Annotated in this window: 5 protein-coding genes; all 5 read left to right on the plus strand. The window is 36.2% G+C overall.

Annotated elements, in window-relative coordinates; genetic code table 11:
• Window positions 1–250 precede the first annotated feature (250 nt).
• Genes JHC30_06520 through JHC30_06540 form a run of 5 tightly spaced genes read left to right on the plus strand, consistent with a single transcriptional unit; the run spans window position 251 to window position 3,149 of the window.
• Window positions 251–763, plus strand: coding sequence for a hypothetical protein (locus JHC30_06520; GenBank protein MCI4463803.1), 513 nt, complete (start codon window positions 251–253; stop codon window positions 761–763).
• Window positions 764–771: 8 nt separating this feature from the next.
• Window positions 772–1,287 carry an amidase domain-containing protein gene (locus JHC30_06525; protein MCI4463804.1) on the plus strand — a complete coding sequence of 172 codons (516 nt, stop codon included), beginning with the start codon at window positions 772–774 and terminating at the stop codon, window positions 1,285–1,287.
• Window positions 1,288–1,308: 21 nt separating this feature from the next.
• The gene (locus tag JHC30_06530) at window positions 1,309–1,521 is read left to right on the plus strand and encodes a hypothetical protein (GenBank protein ID MCI4463805.1); all 213 of its coding nucleotides are present in this window, start codon (window positions 1,309–1,311) and stop codon (window positions 1,519–1,521) included.
• Window positions 1,518–2,723 carry a hypothetical protein gene (locus JHC30_06535; protein MCI4463806.1) on the plus strand — a complete coding sequence of 402 codons (1,206 nt, stop codon included), beginning with the start codon at window positions 1,518–1,520 and terminating at the stop codon, window positions 2,721–2,723. Before JHC30_06530 ends, JHC30_06535 begins: the two co-directional genes overlap by 4 nt.
• A gap of 6 nt (window positions 2,724–2,729) precedes the next feature.
• Window positions 2,730–3,149, plus strand: a complete 420-nt coding sequence (locus JHC30_06540) for a hypothetical protein (GenBank protein ID MCI4463807.1) — start codon at window positions 2,730–2,732, stop codon at window positions 3,147–3,149.
• Window positions 3,150–3,357: the final 208 nt, after the last annotated feature.

Consider the following 3,357-nt stretch of genomic DNA (forward strand, 5'->3'; position numbering starts at 1 on the left):
TACCAAAAATTATGGAACTTTTTGGGGTTCTTGTATCTATATTATGAGAGTGAAATCTCTCAGAAAGGAGATGGTGCAATATGAGAGTAAGTGTATTAAAGGAAGTAAGTAGCAAATCTTAAGCGGGGCAAAGGCCTCGTAGAGTAGGGGGGAGTTAGAGAAAAGACAGGAAAAAGGCAAAGAAAGAAAAAACTTTTGGAAAAGATGAATAAAAGTAAAATAATCATAAAATTTTAATTAGAAGGTTAAAATGAAGAAGATTTTATTAGTAAGTTTAGTTTTATTAGTGAGTTTGATTACCTTAACAACATTTATATTGACACTAAAAGGATATTCTAATAATACTCTATGCATTAAAGATTCTTCAATAAATAAGGCTGCAGCTACAGATGAACTTGCTGATATATTGAAGGCATGGATCATCAAGAATGAAGCACAGTACTATAAGGACATCTCCGTTGCAATGACTCCTGTTAAGGCAGAAGTTAAAGAGGGTAAGGTAGAAGAAACATTCAAGGTAGAAATAAGTGAAATTTTAAAAGCAAAAACTCCTGAAGAGTTGCCGGCAATAAGAGGAATGGGAAGATTTAAAGATTTGAAAAACGGAGAATTATCTCCTAACAGCGTCAGTGCTGTAGATAAAGAAATAAATAGTTGGATTGCTGAGCTAAAGGGTTACATTGGCAAAACTGAAACTCTCAATATTGATTTTAAAGTTGTAGCATACCTTTCAGAAAACGGAAATATTCTACCAGAACAGTAAATTTCTATATGGAGGATGCGCAAGGTGGTTTTTACTGGGTAGATAATTTGGTTCAATCTGCGGACGAAATGGAAAGAGAAGGTTATAAACATGCACAGGAGATTGCAGATAATGCCAAGGATGCCGTTATTAATAATTTTGTTGTAGATACTTATCGAAGATGTGACTTGGATCATCCTCCTCTACCAAAACCTGGGGATCCTCCTGACACTCGATATTATACAAATTATAATGACTATTATAACTATGCAACAAATTATGCTGATTCCTTTGCTTTAAGTTATAACAGTCAGTATGCAACATGCCGAGAAGATTGCGCGAATTTTGTCTCACAGGCAATGTTTGCCGGAGGTATTCCAATGGATAGTACTCATTTTGTGACAAATTGGTGGGTTGTTCCTCCAATCTCCTCGATGGATTATTCACCTTGGGGTTACACACTTCCTGTTGCACAAAATTATTATACTGGTCTGAGAGCTTATATGATTAACAGAAACTACTGGGCACCTTCAGATGTTACTTAGACAAATGCAGGGAGTGTAATAATGTGGAAGGATTCAAGTGACTACCCAAGCCATGTTGCAATGGTTGTCCAAAATGATACTATAAATCGCGCTTTAAGCCAACACAATATAGATAGACGTCACTATGCTTATACTACAACTGGATATTACAGTTACAGCTGTGAGTTTTATACTGTCCATAACTATGTTTCGTATTCCTCCCCTTTATCGATGTTAGACGGAGTAACTAAATGATAAAAAAAGCTTTAACAGCGCTAATAATAATTCTCATTGCTCTGTCAGGTTCCTTTGGGTGTAGCAGAAAGGGGAAATTTGCACCATGGATAACCTCTCACTGGGAAAAGTTTAAAGATGGATATATCGATGCTATCGTGATAGATGCAGAGAACAGTGACTTAGTATATGTTGTTGATGTTTGTAAAACCAGGGAACTTGGATTACAACCTAATAAGGTATGGAAATCCGAAGACGGGGGAAACCATTGGAAAGAAGATCCGACTAAGAAATTTGAAGATATATATCGGATATACAGGTTGTCTCTTTATGGAGAATCAGGTATATTCATTAACCCTTTGAATCCTAAAATAGTTCTTAAAGAAGCGATTTCTCCTTTGCAATTTAATGAGCGTTCTGAGGATGGTGGAAAGAGTTGGGAGAAAATTCTCAGAGGGACTCTTGTAGTTCCTAAAAACCCCGCAATTGTTTATTGCGTTAGTAACGAAGGAAGTATCTTTTTCTCTCTTGACTTTGGGAAAACATGGAAGCGCAGCCCTTTGCCACCAATTTCATATATTCCTTCAGAGAATACCTTTGCTGTTGCGGTTGACCCCAAAGACCCCAATGTTCTATATGTTGGTAGTCCATCTGGTCTCTTTAAATCAGTTGAAGGAAACGGGAACTATGAATACTATCCCGTTTCAGATAGTGTAGATACTTCTTACATATATATTGATCCTAAAAACCCTAATTCTCTATACGCCGTGTCTCATAACGAGAATTTTTTTGCTACATTTAAGTCATATGATTGCGGAAAAACATGGGAAAAAATGGGCGATTTCTATTTTAATCCTCTTTTTCCTAGTATCCTTATGAAAGTTGTAAAGACAAAAACAACCCCTCCTTTGCTAAACCTTTATGTATCGTTAAACAACGGGAAAAACTGGAAATTAACAGATCTTGATCTTGATGAAAATGGTATTTATTCCATTACAACGGGAAACGACAATGCAATTTATGCAGAAACTTGGCATGGGTTATTTAAATCAGTTGACAAGGGATTACATTGGGCTCAAATTACAAACTTCCAAGAGAACTATTGGCAAGCAACAGAGGGAAATAGCTGCTTCAACAGTAGATTTCTTGTTTATCCTGATGATCCTGATAGAATTTATTGGGCAGGTGAATTTTTAAAATCTGATGATGGTGGGAAAACATAGCAAAAAATGAATTTTCAATGCTCTAAGCGGATTCATGGTTCTGCAATTGCAATTGATCCATATAATCATGATATTGTCTATCTTGGTACTACAGGAACAGAAGATGTAGAACCACTCACGCCCGAACAATTCTCTGAGCAAGGTATCTATAGAAGCGACGATGATGGAAAAAGCTGGGTAAAGTTAGGGTTAAATGGGTGCCGTATAAGCGCTATTGCAGTAAGTCCAACTACAGGTATAGTATATGCAGGCACTTTCTACAATGGTTTGTTTATGTCAAAGAATTCGGGGAAATCCTGGGAAAGAATTGATCTTGACTCTGATCCATATATTTCAATTTCTTCTCTTACAATTGATTCTAAGAATGGAATTGTTTATGTCGGAGTTCTCGGAGGCGGCATTTTTAAAGTAAAAGACAAGAATTAAGAGGTACTTGTTTGCTGTATAATTTGCAAGTAGAACGGGTAGGGGAATGTATTCTTCTGCGTTTTAAGCTCGTGAAGCACTCTCTTTATACTTGACAACAGGTTTAAGGACATTAAAAAATAACAAAGAATTTTCAAAAATTCTCCATTAAACATGGAACTTTTTTCTGGGTTCCTGTATCTATATTATGAGAGCGAAAATCTCTCAG

The organism is Caldisericum sp., assembly GCA_022759145.1.
GTDB lineage: Bacteria > Caldisericota > Caldisericia > Caldisericales > Caldisericaceae > Caldisericum.